At 39.2% G+C, this 25209-nt stretch carries 21 protein-coding genes; 16 read left to right on the top strand and 5 right to left on the bottom strand.

All coding sequences use genetic code 11. From position 1 onward, the window contains the following. Positions 1 to 56 precede the first annotated feature (56 nt). Positions 57 to 920 carry a sigma-70 family RNA polymerase sigma factor gene (locus SKC37_RS02805; RefSeq protein WP_109323139.1) on the top strand — a complete coding sequence of 288 codons (864 nt, stop codon included), beginning with the start codon at positions 57 to 59 and terminating at the stop codon, positions 918 to 920. 34 nt (positions 921 to 954) lie between these two features. Next, entirely contained in the window at positions 955 to 2559 is a 1605-nt protein-coding gene (gene menD, locus SKC37_RS02800) for a 2-succinyl-5-enolpyruvyl-6-hydroxy-3-cyclohexene-1-carboxylic-acid synthase (RefSeq protein ID WP_377980003.1), read from the top strand. Here menD and SKC37_RS02795 read toward each other — a convergent pair. Next, entirely contained in the window at positions 2545 to 3288 is a 744-nt protein-coding gene (locus SKC37_RS02795) for a tetratricopeptide repeat protein (RefSeq protein WP_377980002.1), read from the bottom strand. The two genes, menD and SKC37_RS02795, sit on opposite strands and share 15 nt — an antisense overlap. A 74-nt stretch (positions 3289 to 3362) precedes the next feature. Between SKC37_RS02795 and SKC37_RS02790 the strand changes: the two genes are divergently transcribed. Then, on the top strand, positions 3363 to 3800 hold the full coding sequence (locus tag SKC37_RS02790) for a peptidylprolyl isomerase (RefSeq protein WP_223130496.1): 438 nt from the start codon (positions 3363 to 3365) through the stop codon (positions 3798 to 3800). Next, positions 3800 to 4036 carry a hypothetical protein gene (locus SKC37_RS02785; RefSeq protein ID WP_130896454.1) on the top strand — a complete coding sequence of 79 codons (237 nt, stop codon included), beginning with the start codon at positions 3800 to 3802 and terminating at the stop codon, positions 4034 to 4036. Before SKC37_RS02790 ends, SKC37_RS02785 begins: the two co-directional genes overlap by 1 nt. Here SKC37_RS02785 and SKC37_RS02780 read toward each other — a convergent pair. Beyond that, complete coding sequence (locus SKC37_RS02780) at positions 4033 to 5796, bottom strand: M61 family metallopeptidase (protein ID WP_377980001.1); 1764 nt, start codon at positions 5794 to 5796, stop codon at positions 4033 to 4035. The genes SKC37_RS02785 and SKC37_RS02780 overlap by 4 nt on opposite strands. Positions 5797 to 5953: 157 nt before the next feature. On the opposite strand from SKC37_RS02780, the gene SKC37_RS02775 reads away from it, so the two are divergent. Genes SKC37_RS02775 through trmB form a run of 6 tightly spaced genes read left to right on the top strand, consistent with a single transcriptional unit; the run spans position 5954 to position 14288 of the window. After that, positions 5954 to 8818, top strand: a complete 2865-nt coding sequence (locus SKC37_RS02775) for a tetratricopeptide repeat protein (protein ID WP_377980000.1) — start codon at positions 5954 to 5956, stop codon at positions 8816 to 8818. A 5-nt stretch (positions 8819 to 8823) separates the two neighbouring features. After that, a complete protein-coding gene (locus SKC37_RS02770) occupies positions 8824 to 10488 on the top strand; it encodes a hypothetical protein (protein ID WP_377979999.1) in 1665 nt (554 codons plus the stop codon). A gap of 2 nt (positions 10489 to 10490) precedes the next feature. Next, complete coding sequence (locus tag SKC37_RS02765; protein WP_377979998.1) at positions 10491 to 11474, top strand: HU domain-containing protein; 984 nt, start codon at positions 10491 to 10493, stop codon at positions 11472 to 11474. 3 nt (positions 11475 to 11477) lie between these two features. Continuing rightward, complete coding sequence (locus SKC37_RS02760) at positions 11478 to 12353, top strand: hypothetical protein (RefSeq protein ID WP_377979997.1); 876 nt, start codon at positions 11478 to 11480, stop codon at positions 12351 to 12353. 7 nt (positions 12354 to 12360) lie between these two features. After that, positions 12361 to 13617: a bifunctional folylpolyglutamate synthase/dihydrofolate synthase gene (locus SKC37_RS02755; protein ID WP_377979996.1), complete on the top strand. Its 1257-nt coding sequence runs from the start codon at positions 12361 to 12363 to the stop codon at positions 13615 to 13617. Between the two features lie 11 nt (positions 13618 to 13628). Beyond that, positions 13629 to 14288, top strand: a complete 660-nt coding sequence (trmB, locus tag SKC37_RS02750; RefSeq protein ID WP_377979995.1) for a tRNA (guanosine(46)-N7)-methyltransferase TrmB — start codon at positions 13629 to 13631, stop codon at positions 14286 to 14288. Positions 14289 to 14338: 50 nt separating this feature from the next. Here trmB and gap read toward each other — a convergent pair whose 3' ends face one another. After that, on the bottom strand, positions 14339 to 15331 hold the full coding sequence (gene gap, locus SKC37_RS02745) for a type I glyceraldehyde-3-phosphate dehydrogenase (protein ID WP_377979994.1): 993 nt from the start codon (positions 15329 to 15331) through the stop codon (positions 14339 to 14341). 503 nt (positions 15332 to 15834) lie between these two features. Here gap and SKC37_RS02740 point away from each other — a divergent pair. The 6 genes from SKC37_RS02740 (at position 15835) to SKC37_RS02715 (ending at position 20810) form a co-directional block, all read left to right on the top strand. Continuing rightward, positions 15835 to 16653, top strand: coding sequence for a 2,3,4,5-tetrahydropyridine-2,6-dicarboxylate N-succinyltransferase (locus SKC37_RS02740; protein WP_377979993.1), 819 nt, complete (start codon positions 15835 to 15837; stop codon positions 16651 to 16653). A 44-nt stretch (positions 16654 to 16697) separates the two neighbouring features. After that, positions 16698 to 17546 (top strand): CvfB family protein, encoded by an 849-nt coding sequence (locus SKC37_RS02735; RefSeq protein WP_377979992.1) that lies wholly within the window; start codon positions 16698 to 16700, stop codon positions 17544 to 17546. Positions 17547 to 17629: 83 nt separating this feature from the next. Then, positions 17630 to 18115 (top strand): helix-turn-helix domain-containing protein, encoded by a 486-nt coding sequence (locus SKC37_RS02730; protein WP_377979991.1) that lies wholly within the window; start codon positions 17630 to 17632, stop codon positions 18113 to 18115. Between the two features lie 174 nt (positions 18116 to 18289). Beyond that, positions 18290 to 18754: a pyrophosphohydrolase domain-containing protein gene (locus SKC37_RS02725; protein ID WP_377979990.1), complete on the top strand. Its 465-nt coding sequence runs from the start codon at positions 18290 to 18292 to the stop codon at positions 18752 to 18754. Between the two features lie 2 nt (positions 18755 to 18756). Then, entirely contained in the window at positions 18757 to 19434 is a 678-nt protein-coding gene (locus tag SKC37_RS02720; protein ID WP_377980501.1) for a response regulator transcription factor, read from the top strand. Positions 19435 to 19436: 2 nt separating this feature from the next. Further along, positions 19437 to 20810, top strand: a complete 1374-nt coding sequence (locus tag SKC37_RS02715) for a sensor histidine kinase (RefSeq protein WP_377979989.1) — start codon at positions 19437 to 19439, stop codon at positions 20808 to 20810. Positions 20811 to 21016: 206 nt separating this feature from the next. Here the strand turns inward: SKC37_RS02715 and SKC37_RS02710 are convergent, their stop codons facing one another. Both SKC37_RS02710 and gyrA read right to left on the bottom strand, forming a co-directional pair. Beyond that, on the bottom strand, positions 21017 to 22462 hold the full coding sequence (locus SKC37_RS02710) for a tetratricopeptide repeat protein (RefSeq protein WP_377979988.1): 1446 nt from the start codon (positions 22460 to 22462) through the stop codon (positions 21017 to 21019). A 49-nt stretch (positions 22463 to 22511) separates the two neighbouring features. Beyond that, positions 22512 to 25106, bottom strand: a complete 2595-nt coding sequence (gyrA, locus tag SKC37_RS02705; protein WP_377979987.1) for a DNA gyrase subunit A — start codon at positions 25104 to 25106, stop codon at positions 22512 to 22514. Positions 25107 to 25209 lie beyond the last annotated feature (103 nt).

Below are 25209 nucleotides of genomic sequence, written 5' to 3'. Positions count from 1 at the left end.
GTTTATCCAAGCGTCGCGCATTCGTGCGTGACGCTTTCATTCTGTTGTAAGATCTTATGAGACAGCTAAAAATTAGCAAACAAATTACCAACAGGGAAAGTCAATCTCTAGACAAATACCTTCAAGAGATCGGTAAAGTCGATTTATTGACTCCGGATGAAGAGGTAATCCTCGCGCAGAAGATTCGCGATGGGGATCAATTGTCTTTAGAGCGCTTAACAAAAGCAAACCTTCGTTTCGTAGTATCTGTTGCAAAACAATATCAAAACCAAGGCCTTAGCTTAGGTGACTTAATTAACGAAGGAAACTTAGGTTTGATCAAAGCGGCACAACGTTTTGATGAGACTCGTGGTTTTAAATTTATTTCATACGCTGTTTGGTGGATTCGTCAATCGATCCTTCAAGCTTTAGCTGAGCAATCTCGTATCGTACGTTTGCCATTAAATAGAGTAGGTTCTTTGAACAAGATTTCAAAAACATTCTCTGAATTAGAGCAAAAATTCGAGCGTGAGCCATCTCCAGAAGAATTAGCAGAGGTTTTAGAGATCTCCACTGGTGAAGTAGTGGATACTTTGAAAATTTCAGGACGCCACGTTTCCATGGATGCACCTTTCGTTCAAGGAGAAGAAAACTCACTATTAGACGTATTAGAGAATGATTCTGAAGACAAGCCTGATTCTGGTTTGATCAATGATTCACTTCGTCGTGAGGTACAACGTGCTTTATCTACTTTGACTCAACGTGAGGCAGATGTAGTTACCTTGTATTTCGGCTTAAATGGCGAACATGCTATGACTTTAGAAGAGATCGGCGAGAAATTTAATTTAACGCGTGAGCGTGTAAGACAAATTAAAGAGAAAGCGATCCGTCGTTTACGACACACTTCTCGAAGCAAAGCACTAAAAACATATCTTGGATAATTTTTAAAAGCCTCTTATGAGGCTTTTTTTTGCTATGGCATTTCCAAAAGGCATCATCGAACTTGTAGACTCTTTATACCAACAAGGTGTAAATGAGGCGGTTATATGCCCGGGATCCAGAAATGCCCCCTTAATGATCGCTTTAACCCGTCACGGCGGTTTTAAGTGTTATTCCAGCACTGATGAGCGTTCAGCTGGTTTTTTTGGCCTCGGAATCGCATTAAAAACGGGACGACCAGTCATTATTTGCTGCACCTCAGGCTCCGCTGGCTTAAATTTTGCGCCGGCAATAGTCGAAGCTTTCTTCCAAGAAATTCCCCTGATTGTTTTAACGGCTGATCGCCCTAAAGAGTGGATTGGCCAATGGGATGGACAGACGATTTACCAGGAAAACTTGTTTGGAAGACACGCGAAAGCCTTTTTTGACTTTGAAACGGATGATTGTTCTGCAGCACCCTTAACTGCTATGGCAGAACCGAAAGGACCCGTTCAGATTAATGTACCAATAAGTGAGCCGTTTTATCCTTCTGTAGGTGAAGTTATCCCTAAAGGTGAAGTGGGGAGAGTAGAGAGTAGAGATAAAAGAGTAGAGAGTAAAGAGTATAGAGTAGATTTTAGTTATTTCAATCAGGCTATCTCTTCAGCTGATAAAATTCTCGTGACCGTAGGCCAAATGGAAGACAATTCGATCTTCGAAACACTTTCGGCTTATGGGATTCCGGTGATAGGGGATGCGACATCTAATTGCGGCAGTACGATTGCGCACGATTTGCTCTTAGCAGACGAATCAATATGGCCAGCCTTACAACCTGATTTGCACATTCACTTCGGAAAATCCTTTGTTTCAAAGCGAATTAAGCAGTTTTTACGCACTCACAAGCCGAAGCAATCTTGGCTCATTCACCCGAATCCGATCGGCAGACCGGATCCATTCTTGTGTTTAACTCACGTGATAAATACGGATGCACAAAACTTCATTAAAAGTGCGGAATGGTCTTCAAAATCTTGGAACACCTGGAATTCAGCTAAAATCACTTCATTGCAAGCTGAATTCTTCGCCCAACCCAATTGGACGGAATTACACTTGTATAATCAAATTACAGAAAAGATTGAGCAAGAATCCGCCGAAGTTCACATCGCTAACTCACTAGCTGTCAGATACATTAATTGGACTTTGGTGAAATTCATTAAAACTGAAGTTTATTCAAATCGAGGCACTTCTGGAATCGATGGCTGCTTAAGTACGGCGGTAGGTGCCGCTCAAAAGACAGATAAATTATGCATTTCCATCATTGGGGATGTGGCCTTTCAATACGATCGCAATGCACTTTGGAATCAGTACATTCCGGCAAACTTGCGCATCATCGTCTTCAATAATGGGGGTGGAGGTATTTTCCGCAACCTCGACGGAGCAAAAGACCTACCTGAACTAGATGAGTTTATGGAAACGCGCCAAGGGTTCACAGCTAAAAATACAGCCAAAGACGCTGGAATAAGCTATTTTTCTGCATCAAGTGCAGCTGAATTAAATCTTGACTCCTTTCTACACAACCAAGGTCCTGCGCTGTTGGAAATTCACACAAATTCTATCGAAAACGCAGCAGAATTGAAAAAGTATATGGCCTTATTTAAGGCTTGATTTAGCCTGAATTTTGGCCCAATTTTTTAAATACAACGCATTTTTGGGATCCTTTTCCAACGCTTTCTTCACATAAGAAGCGGCTAAATCCCATTGCATTCGCTGAATAGCCAGGTAACCGAGATTATTATTCAAAAGATCTTGGTATTTACCTGACTTCAAGGCTTTCTTGAAAACCGCTTCCGCTAAATCGATTTCGTTCATTTCTTGAAGTACAACGCCCTTATTTATCAAGGTTTCAATAGAATTTGAATCAAGCGCTAAAGAACGGTCATAGGAAGATAAAGAACCTGATAAATCGGCCTTTTGAAGTAAAATATCACCTTTTAAGGTCCAGTTAGCGGCAGAATCAGGGAAAATTTTAACTAACGTTTCTACTGCGTTTGCAGCTTCATCCGATTGCTGTAAGGTTTGCAACATTTCAGCCTTTTTAAAGAGGGCAGGAGCGAATTTTACATCTAGTTCCGTCGCCTTAGAAAAGTCCGCCAAGGCCTCGTCATTCTTTTCCAAAATTTGGTAGACTAAACCCCGGTTATAATAGGCATCTGAGAAATCAGGACGTTTGGAAATCGCTTCCGTATACCACTTAATGGCCTCGTGGTACTCTTTTTCTTTCCATTTCGCATTTCCACGCAAAAAGAATGCGCTTGATTCTCGTTTCTCTTCTTCAGAAGAATTGGAACAGCTAAAAAGAAAAAGGGAGGCAAAAAAGAATAGTAGGTATTTCATCGCTCTAAAAGAAAGTTCAATTTAAATAATTCAAATTTCATTCGCATCTTTGTAGCTTAATTAAATGTAAAATTATGGCATACGCAGAAATGTTAACCGATAAAGGGTTAATGAAAATCGAATTCTACACAGAGGATGCACCTATCCACGTAAAAAACTTCATCGATTTAGCCGAAAAAGGCTTTTATGATGGAATTACTTTTCACCGCGTCATCAATGATTTCGTGATCCAAGGAGGTTGTCCAGACGGAACAGGAGCAGGTGGCCCAGGCTACACGATTCCTTGCGAATTAACTGGAAATAACCAGTTCCACGATCGTGGGGTTTTATCGATGGCACACCGTGGGCCTAACACCGGTGGTTCTCAATTCTTTATTTGCCACTCACGTAACAATACGGCACACTTAGACCGTAAGCACACGTGTTTTGGTAAAGTAGTGGAAGGTTTAGAGGTAATCGATTTAGTACGTGAGGGAGATAAAATCCAAAGCGTTAAAATCATTCAAGACTAATGCATTTTATCAAGGAAATAAGCCATCCACAGATGCGAATTTCGCTTTTCGAGTGGAATTCGAAATACATCGTGAAGTTTGAAACTCCGCATCTAGAGCAGAGTTACAAGTATTCCGTGATGGACTTTTCCTCCCAAAATGAAATAGAGGAGCTGGTATCCAGCTCCTCCTTTCAAGATTTCGTCTTACAGACCTTTAAAAATATGTATGCCGAAATGGCCAAACAGGCAGATTAATTCCCGCCTAACCATTTATGGCGTAATTTTAATTGCGCTTCTGTCGGTATAGCCTCTGATTCAATTACAAAAGACTTTAAAGGAGTTTGTTGTACAGCCACTAGGAAAGTACGTTCCATTCCATCTCTTCTAACTGAGAACACTAAAGTATCACCCGGTTTCTTATCTGTTAGTAGTTTATCTAATCCTGGGAAATCAGTCCCATTCACTTTCAATACTTCATCACCTACATTCAAACCAGCCACATAAGCCGCTCCGCCTTTATAAACAGACGTAACTCGGCCAGCCGCAATACTAACACCTATATAAGGAACAGTTTTAGACAAATTTGCATCTGTAAATTGGTAGCCAAAAGCTTTGAACATAGCCACATAAGCTGGAGTCTTCACCCCGTAAATGTGGGTTTTAAAGAAATCAGCTGCTGATGTACCTGCCACTTTAGAGAATGCATCCTCTAATTCTTGATCCGTAAAACCACGTCCCGCTTTCAAATAATAGGTTTGGTACAATAATTTGAACACATCATCTAAGCATTTAGCACCCTTTGTTTGCTGAATGATCCACATATTCAAAACGCCACCTAATAAAGAGCCCTTGTCATAATAAGAAACAGAGGCATTACGCGAGTTTTCATTCGGGCGGTAATACTTAATCCAAGCATCCCAGCTCGATTCCGCTGCAGATTCTACTTGATTTCCCGGTGTGTTTTCCACACCCGCAATATCATCACCTAATGCTTTGATATAATCCGCCGTAGAAACCATCCCCGTTCGTTGATTAATCACATCAGCATAATAGCTTGTGATACCCTCTGAGAACCATAAATTATGCGTATAATTCTCATTTTCGTAGTCAAATGGACCTAAAGCCATAGGACGAATACGCTTCACATTCCATAAGTGAAAATATTCATGGGCCAACAAATTAAGAATCCCCTCGTATCCTTTTTTCGTTTCATAACTAGAACGAGTCACTTGGCAAGTCGTTGAATATAAGTGTTCTAGACCGCCACCACCACGATTTAAGTTGTGAATGATAAACAAATAATGATCACAAGGATGTTCGCCCACTACTTTCTGAGCTTCCTCAGCCATCTGCTTGACATCAGCTAAGAATTTAACAGAGTCAACTTTGGCAGGGCCATAAAAGGCGATTTGATGCGGAATATTATTCACCTTAAAATCCCAAACCTTGTGATTACCAATCTCAATAGGGGAGTCGATCAACTCATCTAAGTTCTTCGCCACAAAATTGAATCCACCCACATTTTTCATGGCAGTAGACACCTTTTTAAATTCTTTGTGAGGAATAATAGTCAATTCCTGAGGTTGAGATGCGAATTTCGGGGCGTACATCAAAACACTCGCTGGATTGATGTAGCCATGAGCATCATCTAAAAATGAAGTGCGAACGGACATTTCATAGGCATAGACGCGGTAATGTACAGAAACTTGCTTTAAACCCGGGCTTAGAGCGATGCGCCAGGTATTTTTACTAATCTTCGAAATAGCAACCTTTTTGCCATTTGATTCAGCGCTAACTGATTCTACGTTTTTTGCAAATTCACGAATTAAATAGGATCCAGGCGTCCAAGCGGCCATTTTAAGATCGAAAAAATTGGTCTCTTTACTGACATCCACTGTTGTTTTCACCTCAAAATAATGAGAGAAAGGTTCGGACATACTGATTTCGTGTTTTATCGGTCCAGCAAAACAGCCAAATGATAAGATTACACTAAGGAATAGTAGTTTTAAATTCATTTTGTTTTTTGTTGAGAAATAGATTTTAGTAAAATTATAAAAATCAGGCGTATAGTCTAACATGTGCTATTTTTTTCCAAATAATTCTAAATGCCTCGGCAATTATTTAACATAAAAATCGTATTATTGTTTAGTCGTGACTATTGACAATAAACCTATGGTATTTAGATCATCTTTTTACAGCCTCGTTCTCTTTTTATCTCTTCATTTATCGTCTTTTGCTCAATCGTCTTTAGCGTTTGAGAGTAATCAGATTCACTTTAATCAAGGAAAAGAGTATTTTGAGGCACAAAACTATGTAGCAGCGCGCGAAGAATTCGCTAACTACTTAAGTAGACAAGGGGATGCCAATAAAAACGATGTGATCATCGCAGAATACTACCAAGTTTTATGTTCACTCTATTTGAATCAACCAGAAATTGATGTTTTAGGGTATCATTTTAACCTTAAATACCACAATAGCCCACAAAGCAATCTTTTATTCAGAAAAATAGGATTGTATTTCTATGCTATAGCAAATTATGCTAAAGCTATTCAATACTTAGAAAAATCTTCCTTAGGTAACGTAGAAGCACGGTATAAACTAGGAGTGGCTTATTTTGAGTCTAAAGAATTTGATCAGGCTTTAGCACTTTTCAACGAAGTTAAATCGGATCCAGATGAAGAATACGCGTTTTCTGCAGCCTATTATGCGGGTGTTATTCATTACCAACAAAAGAATTACTTGGAGGCCATCGCCGATTTTAAAAAGTCGAATGGGCAGTCTAAATACCGAAAAGACTTACCCTATTGGTTAATTTCGTCTTACCAACAAACGGCTCAGTGGGATGAACTGTTAAAATACGCGGAACCTATCATAGGTACTTACCCAGACTTAGCCTTGTTAGTTGCAGAGGTTCAGTTCAAAAAAGGACAATATGCGAAAGCCGCTAAAAGTTTTACTGATTATTTGAAAGAGCATAAAAATGAGTCTGCTGCCTATAAAAAAGGGTTTTCACTCTACTCGATTGATAAATTCGAGGATGCTATTCAATGCATTTCAGGCTTATTAAAGGAAGATTCTGTAGGCCAAAAAGCCTATTACTTGCAAGGCCTATCCTTATTAAAACTGGGTAAGAAATCAGAGGCTGCCGCTAGCTTCAATAAAGCAGGCCTACTTCTTTGGAATCCTATGATGCAAGAAGAGGCGCAATTTAAATCCATTAATATTTCAATGGATTTAGGGAAATGGACTGAGGGGCTATTGGCCATTCAAGAATTTGGAAAAAGCCATCCGACAAGTTCATTCACAGCTGCCTACCAAAGTTTAGCGGCTGATGCCATGCTCAAATTACCCTCCTTAACTTCGGCTACCACGCTCATTAAATCAGGAATTCCCGTTTCTGAGGAAATGAAAGTAGCCTACCAAACCTTAACTTATAACAGTGGAATTAAGGCTTATAACAAGGAAAATTACAAAGAGGCCATTAGCTATTTTGATCAAGCAATGGCACAAAAAGCCAATCAAAATGTGACAGATGAAGCTGCTTTCGGTAAAGCAGAATCGCTTTCGCAACTTAAAGACTTCGAAGCTGCGATTCAGGTCTACAAACCCCTATTAACTGGTAAACATTCCGCTGATTTCCTACAGAGAAACCGTATTGGTATCGCCTATGCCTATTTCTCCATCAAAGAATTCGCTAATGCAAATACCTATTTCAAAACATATGTTGAACAACTAAAAGCGAATCCTGCCGGAAAGGCGAATGCAAATGCGCTTTTAAGGCTTGCTGACACCTATTTAGTAGCGAAAAATTACACTGAAGCTTTATCCTATTACAATCAAGCTATTGAGAATGTAAAAACGGAGAGGGATTATGCGATGTACCAAAAAGGGATCACATTAATGTACTTAGAACGTGATGCTGAAGCCAAGGCTACATTCCAATCATTGAAAAAGTCTTTTCCGAATACCAAGTTTGGGGATGATGCCAGCTTCCAAGAAAATTTAATTTCTTTCCGGACAGGAAAGTATGCTGACGCCATTGCTGGATTTACTGAATTAATCAATAATCAACCCAATAGCCCTTATTACGCAGAATCTATCTTAAAAAGAGCCCAATCTTATTCCAATGCAAAACAACCTGAAAAGGCCATTACAGACTATAAAGTTGTCATTGAGAAATATGCGAAAGAAACCTTCGCAAAAGATGCCGTAGCTGGATTACAAGAGGAATTAAATGGGGTAGGGCGTCCAGAAGAAATGACCGCATATTTGCAGATGTACCAAAATAGCAGCTTAAATGAGGAAGAAAAAATGGAGGTCGAGTACCAAGCGGCAAAAGGCATTTATTTAGGTGAAAAATACGATAAGGCCATTCAACCCTTGAAAAATTTCATCACACATTATCCAGCCGACGAGCGTGTCGTTGAAGTAACCTACTTAGTAGCAGATGCTGCCAATAGGTCAAATAACAAAGCGATAGCCTATGAATTCTACCAAAAGGTCATTGAACAAAACGCGCACCCCTCATTAAATTCTGTTATTGCAAAAGTCGCTGATATTGAATTTGATTCAGCAGCTTACACTAAGGCCATCACTCGTTACCGCCTATTAAAAGATAAAGGAGTAGATTCTACCATAATTATACGTTCAAATAAACGCATTCTACAATCTTATATTAACTTAAACGAAGTAGATTCTGCATTGATAGCCTACCAAGAATTCAGTGCTAGTACTAGTAAGGAGGCTGAAAACCTAGAGGAAGCAGCCAAGTTCTACCTCGATATTATTCAGCTTATGGTGGCCAAAGGTAATTTTGCTACCGCCAATGAAATGATCTTAGACAAATTCAGAAATGAATTTGCCGAAGTTGCTGATGCTACACTAGGTAAAGCTTATCTATTATTAGCGAAAAACTTAATCGAGCTAAAGAACTTAGCGCAAGCAAAAGCTACCTTAAAATCCATTATTGATAATTCTGAGGACAAAGAAAGCGTAGATGCCGCAAAAGCCCTTGTGAAAACCTATTTCCCTAAATAATGAATATGAGATTCACATCTAAAATCATTCTAGTTTTACCCCTTAGCCTGATTTCCATCCTTATTTATGGACAACAGAAGAAAGAGGGCACTATTCAAAGCGAGGAATTTGTCACAGAAAAAGTGCGAAAAATTGAGGTTCAACCCACTATGAGTCGCTCATTCGAATCCTTAAATGAAATTCCGGATTACAGTAAAGACCATAAAGTCAATTATACCTTTGACTTGGATAAACCTCAATCACTAACCTTACCGGGTATTAACCCAACCATTGTTGGACCAAGAAGCGGGGAGGAGTTGAAATCACTTTTGGGATCCAGTGCTAAAAATTCCATTCGGATAGGGGCAGGAAATTATGGCCATACTTTATTAAATGGTCATTTTGGATTTAATCCATCCGAAAAGGAGACAAGAGGATTATATATTAATCACGATGCAAACTCGATCGGTCCCACAGACAACGCCTTTTCAAGTCGTTCTGAAAATGAAGTAAAACTTTACAGCCAGTCACTTTGGTCAAAAGCTCTATTAAAAGGTTCGATTGACTATCGCCGTTACGCCACTAATTTTTATGGCAAGGAAATAATTCCAGCAAATACACCAGACGATGCCTATGGTGTACATTATGATCAATTTAAATTTAATGGAGATATCCTGAGCGCAACGGAGGGTAAAAAATTTAGCTACCAGACTGGAACTGAATTTTCTTCTTTGGCAGGCAATTTAGCTCCTAAAGAGTGGTTATTTAAAAGTTATTTACATTCAACCTATGCCATTACCGAGGGAATTAACTTGCGAGTGAACGGGGAGGCCATTTTATCTAATTTCACGAGTAATACTTCTACCAACCGCAATTTTTACCGGTTAATGCCAAGCATTTCCTATAATTTACTGCCTCAATTAAATCTAGTAGCAGGAATCAATGCCATTCAGGATGAAAACTTAAAAATCTATCCGAATCTACAGGTAAAATTCAGAGCCAATGACTATATCCGTTTGTTTGCAGGCTTTGAGGGAAATACACAGTTTAATTCCTATCACAGTAACTTACTCGAAAATCCGTGGCTTGCTCAGTCTATTACTTTACAAAATACCCAACAGAATTGGATCGTTACAAGTGGCTTGTCGGGAAGTAATGAGCGAAATGTATCGTATGAATTAAAAGCGAGCTACGGAGAATATACTAAAATGGTCTTTTTTACCTCATCTGCAGCAGATTTATCACAATATGATTTAACCTATTCCACTTCAGATGCGGCTATTTCAATACTCCAATTGCAAGCGAATATGAAGATGTCATTGACAGATAAAATTCAATCCGATATACAAGTGGATTACACCAATTACGGCAATTTAGGCGCTCTTTTGTATGCATACCATAGACCCAACATCCAAATTGCTTGGAGAAACACTATTTCAGTACTGCCTAAAGTAAAAATTCTACCTGAAATCTATTATGTAGGAGGAATCTATGGATTCAATCCTAGAACTCAAAAAGCAAGTACGTTGGATAATATATTGGATATCAATGTAAAAGGGGAGTACGCGATTACCGAAAAATTCACGACTACTTTATCTGCAAACAATATATTGGGAAAAAATTACCAACGATATTTATTTTATCCGACGCAAGGTTTTAACTTTACAGCAACTCTAGCATATTCGTTTTAATAATGACTGAATTTTATTCCTTTCTTGAACACTTATTGTATGACCACGAGTGCGTGATAATACCACAATTTGGTGGTTTTGTCGTGAATGCCGAGGGATTTACATTCAATGAAAGGGAGGGAAAGATTCATCCGAAGAAAAAATGCGTTGCGTTCAATGAAAAATTAAAAACAGATGATCGCTTTTTAAGTACGGAATGGGCGAAGAAAAAGGCTATTTCATCGAAAGAAGCATCCACAGAAATACTAGCATTTAGTAAAGAATTAAAGTCTCAATTACTCACACAAGGAGAAGTTAGCGTGGGCATTTTAGGTACCTTTACTTTAAACCAAGAAAATCGGATATCCTTTTCTCCTAATCCGGAATTCAATGCTGATTTAACTGTTTTTGGTCTATTCCCGGTAGGATTAGGTCATTTGCAAGGCGCTAAAGTTAAAAAGCCTGAACTCATTGCTACTCCAATTGCAGACGATTTACCTACACAAACGGTAGAAGAGATTCAACCTATTAAAATGAGTAAATCAGTCTACGTTTATGCTGTCGTCGCATTCATTTTAGGTGGATTAGGGGCGTTCTTTTTAACATCACCAGCGACAAATCAATCACAAAGTTCGTTGAACCCCATTAAGATCGAAAAAAAGGTGACGCCTGCACCAGTGGTGACAAAAGTAGAAACGACACATGATACACTTTCTGCACCTCAAGTATTGGAACCAATAGCTGTTGAAGTTGCGAATGGAAAAAACACACAAGAGGTCATCTATTTAGTTGCTGCAAGTTTTCAATCATTTGACCAGGCAGAAAAGAGTTTGAAAGGGTTTAAATCACTTGGGTTCGACCAAGCAGAAATTATCTTAAAAAACGATCAGTCTAAATTTTACCGCATTAGCCTAGGTACAGAACATTCAATGGATGAAGGCTATGCTAAGGCAAGCGAATTTAAAAAGACTAAAAAGGTGGATATTTGGGTGTTTAAGGCACTATAAGAAATGAACCAGCACATCGAACAACAAAATTTAGAAAGAAAAAACCAACGCAAAGCCTTGGCGATAACGATCGTGATTCAAGGTTTGGTTTTCTTGTTGTTTTGGTATGCAAAGATTTGGTCTGCAGAGGAAATGAAGCTAGAATTACCGGAGCCAGGGTTCGAAGTGAATTATGGAACTGATGATGAGGGTGGCGGAAATGTACAATCATTCAATCAAGCAAGTGATTTACCTACTAATGAAGAATCACAACCGGCGGAAAAAGAGACAGAGGTAGCCTCAGTTACCAAAGCAAAGCCTACACCTAGCTCAAAGGATAACGTGATTTCGTCTGTGGTTAAAAGCCCAGTAAGCATTTCAGAAACAACGAAAAAAACTACTACCGTATCCCCAAAACCTACTCCTGAGCCAGAAGAAAAAATCGACGAGGGTGCTTTGTTCAAGAAAAAGACGACGAGCAATGGAACTCGAGGTACAAATCCGAATCCAGGTGGAAATTCTAACGGTACAGATGCAGGAAAAATTGGGGATAAAGGGAGTAAAAACGGTACTATTAATAATTCAACTAACTTCTCCGGTTCTGGAGGAGGGAGTGGAGATGGGGCAGGATCATCTTCTGTGAATATTTCCGGATGGAGAATCGCGAATCGTCCTAATGTAAAAGATGATACAGGCGAAACTGGAATGATACGTTTCACCATAAAAATTGATGAAGATGGAAATATCATCAAATTAGTGATTGCAGAGAATTCATTCTCTAACTCTTTGGCACAGAAATACAAAAGAGCCATTGAAAAATCTAAATTCATAAAAACGTCTTCAGGCCCAAGCCCGAAAGAAGCCACCGGGTCTATCACCTTCCGCGTAGGAGAAAGATAGAAATCCGATGAATTATTCCGAGTCCATTTCCTTTTTATATGCACAATTACCCGTATTTCATCGGGAGGGTGCTAAAGCCTATAAACCAGGTTTAGGCAATATTGAAGCACTTTGTGAACTTATGGGTCACCCACAGGATTCTTTTAAGTCCTTGCATATTGCTGGCACGAATGGAAAGGGGAGTTCATCCCATTTTATGGCCTCTATTCTTCAGGAACACGGTTACAAGGTGGGTTTGTATACATCTCCGCACTTGCATTCCTTTACCGAACGGATAAAAATAAACGGTATCCAAGTGGCGGAAGAATGGGTGGCAGATTTTGTTACAAACAACTTGACTCTCATCGAAAAAGTGAGACCATCCTTTTTTGAATGGACTGTGATCATGGCTTTCACTTATTTCAAAGAACAACAAGTTGATTTAGCCATCATTGAAACAGGTTTAGGCGGACGATTAGATTCGACAAATATCATTTCACCTTTGGCATGTTTGATTACTAATATCAGTTTTGACCACCAAGATTTACTGGGGGACACCTTAGAAAAAATTGCGTCAGAAAAAGCGGGGATTATTAAATCAAACACGCCGGTAACCATTAGCGAAAAGCAAGCAGAAACGTCAGATGTTTTTCTTGCCAAAGCTTTAACTGCAAATGCCCCCTTGCAATTTGCTTCAGATGTAGTTAGCGCTGTAGATTTCACTTTTACAAGTCCTACTTGGGGTGAAATGAAAGTCAACAGCCCTTACAAAGGACATTACCAGCAAAAAAATATTCGAGGTGTTTTAGCTTGGTGCGAACAGATTCAATCAATCATACCTATTGAGTCAGCAAAAATCAAAGTGGGAATTGAGAAAACTAGAGTGAATACTGGTTTACAAGGCCGGTGGGAGATTTTAGGTGAAAAACCAAAAATCATCGCAGACACCGGACACAATAAAAGTGGCATTTCAGAGATTATTCAACAGGTTAACCAAGAGAATTTCAATCATTTGACGATTATTCTCGGCATGGTGGCAGATAAGGACATCGATTCTGTATTATCCTTGTTTCCTACAGAGGCTAGCTACTATTTTTCCCAAGCAAATAACCCAAGAGCAATCTCTGCAATAGAACTACAAAAATTAGCAGCAGCTAAAGGCCTACAAGGAGAAGTCATTCCATCTGTTAATGATGCCATTGCCCTAGCCAAAAAAAAATCAGGTCCAGCAGATGGAATTCTCATCTGTGGATCCACCTATCTCGTAGGAGAAATTACCTTTTAATTCGCGTACCCTTGAGCAGAAGAAAAACAGCCAAATACAATTTAGCCATCGCCTTAGACAATGTCATCCAAAGTCCAAAACCCATTTTCGGAACCTTGGCTGGTAAATGGAAATCGGATTACTTTAAAAATGACAGCTCATTAGTTTTAGAACTGGGCTGTGGCCGAGGAGAATACACCAATGGCTTAGGTAAACTATTCCCTGATATGAATTTCATCGGAGTTGATGTCAAAGGAGATCGTTTAGCGCAAGGAGGGAGAGCTGCGAGAGAACTTGAATTAACAAACACCGCGTTTCTTCGTATCCACATGCAAGAGATAGACGAACAGTTTGCAGAAAATGAGGTCGATGAAATTTGGATTACTTTTCCGGACCCACGTCTTCGCGATCGTGATGAGAAACGCCGGCTCACTTTTCATACCTTTCTTAATCGCTACAAGAAAATATTGAAGCCTGGTGGAATTCTTCACCTAAAAACAGATTCCTTGCCTTTCTTCGAATTCTCGGAGGGCTCGCTAGCAGAAAATGGATGGGACATCATGGTCAAGACAAATGATCTATACACATCAGAATGGATGGACGATCACTTTGGGATCAAAACGCGTTTCGAGGAGATGTTCTACGAAAAAGGATTTAACATCAATTACCTCAGAGCTATAAATTTGAAATAAAAAAAGCCTCTCAGATAGAGAGGCTTTTTCATTTATATCAAACAAGTTGATTAACCTACGCGAGCGATCAAATCTGCTGCACGAGATGAATAACCAAATTCGTTATCATACCAACCTACAACTTTCACTAAGTTACCCATCGCTGTTGTTAACTTAGAATCTAAAATACAAGAGTGTTGGTTTCCGATGATATCGATAGAAACGATTTCATCTGTAGTGAATTCTAAGATACCTTTCATTGGGCCATCCGCAGCAGCTTTTAAAGCAGCGTTGATTTCCGCAACAGTTGCCTCTTTCTTCAATACTACCGTGAAATCTGTAACAGATCCATCTGGAGTAGGAACACGCATCGCGTTACCATCTAATTTACCTTTCAAGTGAGGTAATACTAAACCTACCGCTTTAGCTGCACCTGTAGATGTAGGGATGATAGAATAAGCTGCAGCACGAGAACGACGTAAATCGGAGTGAGGTGCATCTTGTAAGTTTTGATCCGCTGTATAAGCGTGAACTGTAGTCATGAATCCTTTTTCGATTCCAAAAGCATCATCTAACACCTTAGCCATTGGAGCTAAACAGTTAGTTGTACAAGATGCGTTTGAGATAATCGTCATATCATCTGTTAAGGTATCATCATTAACACCTAAAACGACTGTAGGAATATCACCTTTAGCAGGAGCGGAGATGATTACCTTACGAGCACCAGCCACTAAGTGTTGACCAGCACCATCTTGATCGATGAAACGACCAGTAGATTCTAAAACAACATCGATTCCTAAAGCACCCCAAGGTAATTGCTTAGGATCACGTTCTGCAAAAGCCTTAATCACGTTACCATTAACAGTAATGCTGTCTGCATCAGAAGTAACAGTACCATTAAAACGACCATGAACTGAATCATACTTTAGTAAGTGTACCAAAGTAGCGTTGTCAGTTAAATCGTTAATAGCAACGATTTCCACATTTTCTTTTTCCAATAAACGACGGAAAGTAAGTCGACCGATACGACCAAAACCATTAATAGCAACTTTAATTTTTTTCATTGAATAAATTAATTTGATTTCATACAAAGATCAAATATAGCATCTAAAATGCATTATTCCAAGAGCAATAGGATAAAATAAACCCAATTAAACGTTTACAAGGCCTATTTTACAAAAGTAAATCAGGATATTTTTATTTAGCATAATAGCTAATCATACAAATTTCAAACAAAAATCGCGCGGATACGTTTTTTATTCAAACTATTTTTGCATATTTGTATAGGATTTAAATGCTCCAGATCGATGGGGTAGGAGAGTGACAGAATGTCACTTGTCTTTTTAGCTAATTTTCTAGCAAAATCTACCGAAATATTATTCTGCACACCAACTTAACTCGCTAATAATCAGCAAAATGACTTATTAAAGTTAAAGTTAAATTCAGTCCATTTTTTTTGGTGTTTTTCTCACTTAATGCCCATAGGCGCCGATTTTATTTTAACTGTTCTGGAGAAGCCTAGCCTTTTTTGATTAATTTGCATCTTCATTTATTGCATATCATTTTTATGAATTCATTAGAAAAAATAATAGTAGCCGCCTGGGACAATACAGAGCTTCGTTCGAAGACTGAAACCATAGAGGCGATTGAAAAAGTCGTAGACTTAGTGGATAAAGGAGAATTGCGTACGGCAGAACCTAAGGCTGACGGTAGCTGGCAAGTGAACGAATGGGTAAAGAAAGCCATCGTAATGTATTTCCCTATTCGCCAAATGGCCGTTTCAGAAGTGGGGATCTTCGAATTCCACGATAAAATGAAGTTGAAATCTAATTACAAAGAGTTAGGTGTTCGAGTTGTTCCTCCAGCTGTAGCACGTTATGGTGCATTCTTAGCAAAAGGAACGATCTTAATGCCCTCTTATGTGAATATTGGTGCATATGTAGACGAAGGAACCATGGTAGACACATGGGCTACAGTAGGATCTTGCGCCCAAATCGGTAAACACGTACACTTAAGTGGTGGTGTGGGTATCGGTGGTGTATTAGAACCACCTCAAGCTTCCCCAGTTATTATCGAAGACGGTGCCTTTATTGGTTCTCGTTGTATCGTAGTGGAAGGTGCACACATTGGTAAAAAAGCCGTTTTAGGTGCTGGGGTAACTATCACAGGCTCTTCTAAGATCATCGATGTTTCAGGCCCAGAGCCCGTAGAGTACATTGGTTATGTACCAGAGAACTCAGTAGTCATTCCAGGGAGCATCCAAAAGACCTTTGCCGCTGGAACTTATGGCGTTCCTTGTGCCTTAATCATCGGTAAAAGAAAAGAAAGTACAGACTTAAAGACTTCGCTTAATCAAGCATTAAGAGAGAACAACGTAGTCGTTTAGTAAATAACAAGAATAAATGCCCGGTTCACAGCCGGGCTTTTTTTATGGAAAATGAATTGAAAATTGGTGAATACAATCACCTTCGTATTATCAAAGAAGTACCTTTTGGCCTCTATTTAGATGGTTACGAAGATGAAATCCTATTACCCTTACAATACGTCCCGGAAACGTATGAAATCGATTCATCGATTGATGTATTCATCTACCGTGACTCGGAAGACCGCATCATCGCCACCACGTTAAAGCCCTATGCCACCATAAAGCAATTCGCTTATTTGGAGGTCAAATCTGTCACACCGCTAGGTGTTTTCTTAGAATGGGGACTAGCCAAAGACTTATTCGTTCCATTTAGTCAACAATATCAAAAAATGGTGGTAGGTAAATTCTACCTCGTTTACATTTACCTAGATGCACAAACAGATCGCATTGTCGCTTCTGCCAGAATCGAAAATTTCTTACCTGCCTTTATAGAGGAGGAGGAAAATCGTTTTGCCGCCGGAACAAAGATCGAAGCTGTTCCATTTGAATACACAGATTTAGGAATCAAGTGCTTGGTTGACAATTGTAAAATAGGGATGCTTTTTAAAAATGAAATATTTACAAATGTAATACTAGGGCAAAGCACATTTGTATACATCGAAAATCTGCGGGAGGATGGCCGCCTTGATTTACGTTTGGAACCAATCGGTCGGGTACGTTTAGATGCACAAGTAGAGAAAGTATTACAAGCAATTAAAGATAACAAAGGTGTCTTGTACCTACATGATAAAAGCCCAGCTGAAGATATCTATGACCAATTAGGTATGTCTAAAAAAGATTTCAAAAAAGCAATTGGAGGATTATACAAAAGTAAACTGATTGCATTGCACTCAGATTGTGTATCACTTTTGTAAACAATCAAAAATTGGGCTAAATTTATATTTGTGAACTTGGTTAGATTGTTTAAATTTGTAACATACTAATCGAGTTTACAAAAATGAATCTAAGTGCTAAAATAGAATTGTTAATTCAAGCTAAGAAGTTAAGTGCTTCCCAATTTGCAGATACCTTAGGCATTCCTCGCAGTAGCATTTCTCACATTCTCTCAGGTAGAAATAAGCCCAGCTTAGATGTCGTTCAAAAGATTCTAATCGCATTCCCTGAAATTCCAGCAGAAGAGTTATTGGATGATAAACGGGATTTATCTATTTCGGTGCCAAGCCCTAAAATTGCACCAACACCGACCGCATCTACCCCGTCACTTTTTGATGCACCTACACCCAGCGCTCCAGAATCGCCTAGAAATATTTTACCCGAGCAAACGATCGTACAATCGAATCTCAGACGGCCTAGAGAAAGTAGTTCAAAAACGCCCCAACCCGTTGTGGCAGCTCCTAGTTCTACAGCACATTTAGCTAAGAAGATCGAGCGAGTACTCATTTTTTACACAGATGGGACTTTTACAGAAAGTAAGCCTCAATAAAGTGAGTTAAGAATTGTAAACAAATACGAGACTTATCCACATAAACCATTTGAGTTATCCACAAGTTATCCACACTTGTGCACAATTGTATTTTCTGTTTTCCACATTTCTCCCATTGAACTGTTATTGCTAGAGACCCATTAATTGCTTAATTTTAATAAATTGAATATACTAATGGAAAAACTAGACTCATTGAACCAGGTGGCACAATTCCACCAAACCTTTGGAGCCCCTATACTTACTCAACCCACGATTCCTGCCTCAGAGCGTTGTAATCTACGTGTCAGCCTTTTAGCAGAGGAATTAGATGAACTAAAAGAAGCTATTGCAGCCAATGATTTAGTGGAAGTAGCTGATGCCTTGTGCGACTTGCAATACGTCTTATCTGGTGCTGTGTTGGAGTTTGGTTTAGGTGAAAAATTTGTTGAATTATTCAACGAGGTTCAACGTTCTAACATGTCTAAAGCTTGTTCTTCTTTAGAAGAAGCAGAAAATACAGTTAAATTCTACCAAGATAAAGACGGTACTGAAGCTGAAATAAAAGCAGAAAATGGGGTATGGAAAGTATACCGCAAATCAGACAATAAAGTATTAAAGTCGATTAATTACTCACCGGCTGACTTGAAATCAATCCTTTAATGATCAAAATTCTACTCATAGAAGATGAACCAAAGACTGTTCAATCCTTGAAACAAGGGTTAGAAGAGAACAACTATGAGGTAGAAGTAGCTTACGATGGAACCATCGCTAAGCAATTAGCCTTACGAAACAATTATTCTTTGATTGTTTCTGATATCATTATTCCAGGCATCAACGGTATTGAACTTTGTAAACAATTAAGAGCCGAGGGCATTCAAACGCCTATCTTAATGTTAACTGCCTTGAGTACGACGGATGATAAATTAGTTGGATTTGATGCAGGTGCGGATGATTACCTGGGTAAGCCTTTTGATTTTAAGGAGTTTTTGGCTCGAATCAAGGCCTTATTAAAACGATCATCCCAAACGCAAATAGAGGCTCAAGTGCTCAAGTTTGCTGATTTAGAGATGGATCTTATCAGTAAATTGGTTACACGTTCGGGCCAATCTATCAATTTAACCTCCAAAGAGTTTCAATTATTAGAGTACTTCCTTCGAAACCAAGAAATGGTTATTTCTAAAGCACAAATCGCGGAGAATATTTGGGAAGTAGAAGATGAAAATAGCTCGAATTTGATCGAAGTTTATGTTAATTACTTGCGTAAAAAAGTGGATAAAGGCTTTGCTAGTAAGTTGATCCACACACAATTTGGAAGAGGTTATATCCTTAAAAACGAATAAGTATGCAGATTAGATCCAGGCTAACTTACCAGTTTACCTACCTCGTGTCTGCGATTTTATTCGTGTCATACCTGGTCATCTACATCTTCACTCAGGAGAATTACAAGGACAAATTCTATAGTCGTTTACGCCAAAAAGCGAACACCACCGCACAATTATTAGTCAATGTGAACCAGGTAGATTCCAAATTAATGGGGATCATCGGGCAAACTAACCGCGATTTACTGTTCCGAGAGAGTATACTAGTCTACGATTTATGTAACGAGCGGATATATGCTTCACATGACAGCATCAATCTCCACATAGACGTCGATTTGATAAAACAAGTCCGCCAAAAACAAGAAATTCACTTTCAACGAGAGGATATTGAAGTTTTAGGAACTGTATTTGCAACTCCGGAGGGTCGATTAGTCGTTTTTGCAGGTGCCGTAGACCAGTATTCCGCAGAAAATGCGAAAGATTTAAAAAATATTTTAATTGCCTTATTCCTCTTATTTATCCTCATTGTGGTCATTTCAGGCTGGTTTTTTGCTGGACAGGCCGTAAACCCCATTTCAGAAGTAATCCAACAAGTAGATAAACTGTCACCCAAACGACTCGAAGAACGCCTCAAATCACCTGATTTTGAGGATGAAATAGGGAAGATGGTGTCTACGGTAAATAGACTGTTAGAACGCATCGAAAATGCGTTTAAACTGCAAAAAACATTTATTGCGAATGTTTCACACGAATTAAAAAATCCATTAACCAAGATTTCGTCCCAATTAGAGGTCAGCCTATTAAAAGAAAGAGAGACTGGGGATTACAAGAATACAATTAGCTCCGTTTTAGAGGATACTCAAGAGTTAGCAGCCATCACAGAATCATTATTAGAATTAAATAAATTAAGTCTTTCTGACAGCCACGTGGGTTTTAATGAATGGAGAATTGATGAAATACTTTGGGAAGCTAGAAGTTTAACTCAGAAACTAAACAGTGTCTATAAGGTCAATATTGACACGACACACATGCCTGAGGACGAGGAAATGCTATTAGTTAAAGGGGATGATAAACTGATCTTAACCGCATTCAAGAATTTAATGGAAAATGCTTGTAAATTCAGCCCATCAAAATCTGCCCAAGTAAGCTTCAAGAATTCAGGAAATAACATCCAAATATTTGTTAAAAACGAGGGAAAAGGCATCCCGGCGAACGATTTACCCTATATCTTCCAACCGTTCTTTAGAGGCGAAAATACCGCATCATCTAAAGGCTACGGCATCGGATTATCCTTGGTAGAAAGAATCATTCAATTGCACAATGGCCAAATCTCCGTGGTTTCTGTGCCAGATTCGTATACGGAGTTTACGGTGAGCTTCGCAGTCGCTAGTCGCTAGTCCGAAAGAAATGAGTCCGATGGTTTAGATTAGAGAGTTAAGAGTATAGATTAATAACTTACGACTCCGGACTATTTCCCATCGGACTTCCTTACGATTCAGGACAATTTCCCATCGGAGTGATTGTTATATAATTTATATTATGTTAAATAGAATGTAAACCATAAGAAAAGGGCTACCTATTTCTAAGTAGCCCTTTCTAATTTTTACTTCTCTAACTCAGCCAATTTAGCTTCGTCTTTCAATTCACGGTAAACTTGCTTTAAGATTTCTTTCAAATCTTCATCTTTCTTCACTTTGAAACCACGCTCAAAGTATGGTAAAGCTTCGTTGTATTTAACCGCTAATTTAGCCTCTAAATCCTTACCAAACTTCTTGTAGTCATTCATATCCATACCATTTAGTTGCTTCTTAATTTCAACGGCATCATTGTAATAATAAGCACCTAATTGATATAATGCATCATAATTTGTTGCATCTACTTCTAAAGCTTTTGTGTAGTAACTAGGTAAATTAGCACGAATTTCTTTCACTTTAGCTGTCAATTCATCCATTTGAGCTTTGTTTGCTGCTGCATCCCCTGCCGCAGCTTGAGCAGCTACTTTTTCTGTTTGAATTCCAGTCAACACCTCTGTTAATTCCTTAACCTTAGCTTCTAAACTAGCTACTTGGCTATTTACAGATGCTTTAGCCTTAGGAGTTGAAGCTGTTTTTAATTTTGCTTTTGTACGTTTTACCTCGTCTTGGAAAGCTGAAATTTGGTCATTTTGAGCAGCTATACGGCGATCAACCTCTTGTACTTTAAATGATTTATCTTGAATCTTTCTGATTTCGTCATTTAAACCAGAAACCTTATTTTCATACAATAAACCTAGGTTTAACCAAGAAATACCATCTTTAGGGTCGTTAGCCGTTGTTTGCGTCAATTGCGTAATCGCTTGATCGATACGATTGAAAGCAATCAACATGTTGAACTTCTCCCCTTTCAAGTCTTTATTTCCTGGGTAAATAGCAATCGCTTTTTCGATGATACCTAACGCTTTGTCTTCATCTTTGTTATTTTTATAGATTTGAGATAGACCGTAAAGAATGGCTAAATCTCTACCACCAATCGTCATATACTTTTCATATGCAGCCTGTGCGATTTTGTCTTCTTGACAAAGTTGTGCAGTAACCCCAGTATACATAGCAGAAATAGTATCGTTAGGTGCAACTTCTGATGCTTTTGACATGTATCGAAGTGATCCACGGTAATCTTTCCCTTGGTATTTCACAACACCCATATTTAAAAAGGCATTAGAGAACTTCTTATCGACCATCATTTGATCTACTTCTTTTGCGACAGATCCTTTCTTTCCTTCTTTTGTATCTAACTTGATGGCTTCATTAGCAAACTCTAATGCTTGGAAAGCTGCCTCTGGGTTAGTTAATGCAAATGTAGAGTCTGGGAATAACGCTAAATCTAAATAAGCCTGAGAACGAGTTAACCATAGTCTAGCCTTTGCAGGAGATTTTTTTACATCTTCGTCAGATTTTTTGATCGCATCGCTGATGTTTTTCTTTTGTGCATCAACTAGTGCTTTGTCTGCTTGGCCAAATGAAGTATTCATCGCCAAAGCCACCGTAAACAGGGATAAAAGTAGTTTTTTCATTGTTTTATTTAATTAAAAAATAGCCCAGACTTTCGTCTGGGCTCAGGTATTATTCTTCAGTTATATCTTCTGAGGCTGCTTCAGATGCGGTCTCCTCCCCTCCTTCCGGAGCTTCAGTTACGGCATTTGTTGTATCAACGACTCCCTCTGTTAACTCAGCACCTTCTAAAACCTCTACCTCTTCAGGCTCCGGCTCTTTTTCGATCTTCGTTACAGATGAAATCTCATCAGATTCATTTTTCAAGCGAATTAATTTAACCCCTTGTGTATTACGTCCCATCACGCGAAGTTCTGCGACGCTTGTACGGATTAAGATACCCGCTTTGGTGATAATCATCAAGTCATTGTTATCGTTCACCTCTTTGATAGCGACTAGATTACCCGTTTTCTCCGTGATATTCAAGGCTTTAACCCCTTTACCTCCGCGGTTTGTTAAACGGTAATCTTCTACTTCTGAACGCTTACCAAATCCTTTCTCTGATACCACTAACAATTGTTGTACTTCCGGATCAGAAACGCAAACCATTCCGATTACTTTCTCGGTTGGAATGTCCTCATCGATCCAAATACCCTTCACACCGGCTGCTGAACGACCCATTGGGCGAACGCGTGTCTCTTCAAAACGAACAGAACGGCCTGTGTTAGTCGCAATAACGATTTGGTTGTTACCATTCGTTAAGGCAACGTCTAATAGACGGTCTCCTTCGCGGATGGTGATGGCGATGATACCATTTTGACGAGGACGAGAATACGCCTCTAACGACGTTTTCTTGATCGTACCATCTTCTGTACACATCACGATGAAGTTATTATCAATATAATCTGGGTCAGTAATCGACTTCACGTTGATAACGGCTCTAATGGTGTCTCCATTCTCGATGTTCATCAAGTTTTGGATAGGACGACCTTTCGATACTTTAGATCCTTCAGGAACAGCGTAAACACGTAACCAGAAACATTTACCGCGCTCTGTGAAGAACAATAACCAGTTGTGCATCGTTGCAGAGAACAAATGCTCAGTATAATCATCGTCTTTCGTAGCAACAGCACGAGAGCCTACTCCTCCACGTGATTGTGAACGGTATTCTGTGATTGGTGTACGTTTGATATAACCTTGCGCAGAAACGGTGATTAACATTTCGTCATCCGCAATCATATCTTCAACCGAGAATTCTTCATCAGTCATGTTGATTTGCGTTCTACGCTCATCGCCGTAACGTTGTTTGATGTCGTTTAATTCGTCTTTGATGATTTGTAATTGACGCTCTGGTTTGGCCAAAATATCTTCCAAATCTTCAATCAACTTCATAATTTCCGCAAACTCATTCATGATCTTCTCACGCTCCATACCGGTTAAGCGTTGTAAACGCATCTCCAGGATAGCCTTCGATTGAAGTTCAGACAAGTTGAATTTAGACATTAAGCCCTCTTGAGCCGAATTGGGATCTTTAGACTCACGAATTAACTTAATTACCGCGTCTAGGTTATCTAGGGCAATAATGAAGCCTTCCAAAATATGTGCACGCTTACGTGCCTCACGCAAATCGTATTGTGTACGACGTACGATAATCTCATTTCTATGCTCTACGAAGTGATGAATCAAGTCTTTTAGATTCAACATCATCGGGCGACCTTTTACTAAGGCTACGTTATTCACCGAGAACGATGATTGTAAAGCCGTATGCTTATAAAGGTTGTTCAAAACCACATTCGCTACCGCATCACGCTTTAAATCGAATACGATACGCATACCTTGACGGTCAGACTCATCGCGAATCTCAGAAATACCTTCGATCTTTTTGTCATTCACTAAATCAGCACATTGCTTGATTAAGGATGCTTTATTAACCATGTAGGGAATCTCAGAAACAACGATCTGCTCTTTACCCGTTTTAGAAGTATCAAATGTCGCGTTTCCACGTACCACGATACGACCACGTCCCGTTTCAAATGCATTGCGAATACCTTGCACACCATAAATAGTTCCACCTGTAGGGAAATCCGGTGCTTTGATGTACTGCATCAACTCAAGAATCGTGATATCACGGTTGTCGATATAAGCAGAAATACCATCTACTACCTCGTTCAGGTTGTGTGGCGCCATATTTGTCGCCATACCTACCGCGATACCCGAAGTACCGTTCAATAGTAGATTAGGGATCTTAGCGGGTAAAACCGTAGGTTCTTCTAAGGAATCATCGAAGTTAGGCTGAAAATCAACCGTTTCTTTGTTCAAATCAGAAAGCAACTCATCCGCAATACGCTTCAACCGAGCCTCCGTATAACGCATCGCTGCCGGAGAATCACCATCCACGGATCCAAAGTTACCCTGGCCATCCACTAAAGGATAACGCAATGACCAATCTTGGGCCATACGCACCATCGTGTCATACACGGAAGAATCACCGTGTGGGTGATACTTACCCAGTACCTCCCCGACAATACGAGCAGACTTCTTATAGGATTTGTTGTAACTAACCCCCAGTTCCTCCATTCCGAATAACACCCTTCTGTGAACTGGCTTTAATCCATCACGTACGTCTGGAAGCGCACGAGACACAATAACTGACATCGAATAATCGATGTACGCCCCTCTCATTTCATCTTCGATGTTGATAGGGATAACATTGCTTTGTAATGACATAAAAACTGTTTTGATTCAGGTGAAAAACACAGCAAAAAGCGGTATTTTTCAATAGAACAAATATCTTAAATTTTGCCTATTTTTCCAAGAAAAAATGATGCTA

It is taken from the genome of Aquirufa esocilacus (genome assembly GCF_042715595.1).
Taxonomy (GTDB): domain Bacteria; phylum Bacteroidota; class Bacteroidia; order Cytophagales; family Spirosomataceae; genus Aquirufa; species Aquirufa esocilacus.
The sequence above is the reverse complement of the archived record's forward strand: the minus strand, read 5'-3'. Positions and strand labels throughout refer to the sequence as shown.

What these genes read in the sequence shown, in the direction of transcription:
- SKC37_RS02795 (WP_377980002.1), bottom strand. Translation starts at nt 3,288, where the DNA reads ATGAAATACCTACTATTCTTTTTTGCCTCCCTTTTTCTTTTTAGCTGT.
- SKC37_RS02790 (WP_223130496.1), top strand. Translation starts at nt 3,363, where the DNA reads ATGGCATACGCAGAAATGTTAACCGATAAAGGGTTAATGAAAATCGAA.
- SKC37_RS02780 (WP_377980001.1), bottom strand. Translation starts at nt 5,796, where the DNA reads ATGAATTTAAAACTACTATTCCTTAGTGTAATCTTATCATTTGGCTGT.
- gyrA (WP_377979987.1), bottom strand. Translation starts at nt 25,106, where the DNA reads ATGTCATTACAAAGCAATGTTATCCCTATCAACATCGAAGATGAAATG.
- SKC37_RS02770 (WP_377979999.1), top strand. Translation starts at nt 8,824, where the DNA reads ATGAGATTCACATCTAAAATCATTCTAGTTTTACCCCTTAGCCTGATT.
- SKC37_RS02765 (WP_377979998.1), top strand. Translation starts at nt 10,491, where the DNA reads ATGACTGAATTTTATTCCTTTCTTGAACACTTATTGTATGACCACGAG.
- SKC37_RS02730 (WP_377979991.1), top strand. Translation starts at nt 17,630, where the DNA reads ATGAATCTAAGTGCTAAAATAGAATTGTTAATTCAAGCTAAGAAGTTA.
- SKC37_RS02775 (WP_377980000.1), top strand. Translation starts at nt 5,954, where the DNA reads ATGGTATTTAGATCATCTTTTTACAGCCTCGTTCTCTTTTTATCTCTT.
- SKC37_RS02710 (WP_377979988.1), bottom strand. Translation starts at nt 22,462, where the DNA reads ATGAAAAAACTACTTTTATCCCTGTTTACGGTGGCTTTGGCGATGAAT.
- menD (WP_377980003.1), top strand. Translation starts at nt 955, where the DNA reads ATGGCATTTCCAAAAGGCATCATCGAACTTGTAGACTCTTTATACCAA.
- SKC37_RS02740 (WP_377979993.1), top strand. Translation starts at nt 15,835, where the DNA reads ATGAATTCATTAGAAAAAATAATAGTAGCCGCCTGGGACAATACAGAG.
- SKC37_RS02785 (WP_130896454.1), top strand. Translation starts at nt 3,800, where the DNA reads ATGCATTTTATCAAGGAAATAAGCCATCCACAGATGCGAATTTCGCTT.
- SKC37_RS02805 (WP_109323139.1), top strand. Translation starts at nt 57, where the DNA reads ATGAGACAGCTAAAAATTAGCAAACAAATTACCAACAGGGAAAGTCAA.
- SKC37_RS02755 (WP_377979996.1), top strand. Translation starts at nt 12,361, where the DNA reads ATGAATTATTCCGAGTCCATTTCCTTTTTATATGCACAATTACCCGTA.
- SKC37_RS02735 (WP_377979992.1), top strand. Translation starts at nt 16,698, where the DNA reads ATGGAAAATGAATTGAAAATTGGTGAATACAATCACCTTCGTATTATC.
- gap (WP_377979994.1), bottom strand. Translation starts at nt 15,331, where the DNA reads ATGAAAAAAATTAAAGTTGCTATTAATGGTTTTGGTCGTATCGGTCGA.
- SKC37_RS02715 (WP_377979989.1), top strand. Translation starts at nt 19,437, where the DNA reads ATGCAGATTAGATCCAGGCTAACTTACCAGTTTACCTACCTCGTGTCT.
- SKC37_RS02760 (WP_377979997.1), top strand. Translation starts at nt 11,478, where the DNA reads ATGAACCAGCACATCGAACAACAAAATTTAGAAAGAAAAAACCAACGC.
- SKC37_RS02725 (WP_377979990.1), top strand. Translation starts at nt 18,290, where the DNA reads ATGGAAAAACTAGACTCATTGAACCAGGTGGCACAATTCCACCAAACC.